This window comes from Massilia mucilaginosa (genome assembly GCF_011682145.1).
Lineage (GTDB): Bacteria > Pseudomonadota > Gammaproteobacteria > Burkholderiales > Burkholderiaceae_D > Telluria_A > Telluria_A mucilaginosa.
On record NZ_WHJH01000169.1, the window covers coordinates 1 to 850 of the forward strand.

Below are 850 nucleotides of genomic sequence, written 5' to 3' on the forward strand. Positions count from 1 at the left end.
GCCAGCGGCGAAAACCGTGGATGACGTCGCGGCGCTGCTGCCGTGGAATATGAAGGATTTGCATACCCCCGATTTAACCAGCGGCGTGACTTCCTGAACAGTCTGGGGTTGATGGATCGCTTACGGTGTATCGAGATTTACTTCCATGTACTGAAAAATGGCTGCGAGGTGGAGTCATTGCAACTCGGCGCCATCGACCGGCTCGAACGCGCGCTGGCTTTGTTCATGGTGGTTGCTTGGCGCGTCACCTATCTGATGCGAAAGGGGCGAACCTGCCCGGATCTGGACGCCACGCTGTTCTTCGATACGGATGAAATTCATGGGGCCCATTTGCTGGCAAAAAAGAAGATGCCGTCTACTCCGCCCACTTTGAATCAAGTGGTGCGACTGATCGCGCAAATCGGCGGCTTCCTGACAAGAAAGAGTGATGGCGAGCCGGGCGCAAAGACCATTTGGCGTGGACTCGACAAGGTGCTGACTGCCGCTCAAACATTACGCGCCCTCAGAGGAGAGTTTGACTGAGTTGTGTATAACGGCATGACCCCAAGCCCCGGCCAGAAACGGACCGCCGCGCTGGTAAAAACTAAGGGAATACGGTCCGGTTTTGCGGATACCTTCTATATTTAGGGAAGCGCTGATTTATTCAATATTTTCAAGAATTTGGTGTGTAACCCTTGGATTCTAAAGGGTGCGATTTTCCTAAAAGTGAATAAATTAGCACATCCTTAGTCTTACTGTGTCATAAAAGCATTGTAAACTATTAGCCCTTGTGTATACTGAAACCTTCCATGACGATGGGGGTGAAGATGGACAATTTGGCAGATCTGGACGAGTATCTCGAACACCTTTG

At 50.9% G+C, this 850-nt stretch carries 1 pseudogene; it reads left to right on the plus strand.

The features are described from left to right. Positions 1-129 precede the first annotated feature (129 nt). A pseudogene (locus F2P45_RS34310) lies at positions 130-522 on the plus strand (IS4 family transposase); the annotation flags it as partial. Between the last annotated feature and the right edge of the window lie 328 nt (positions 523-850).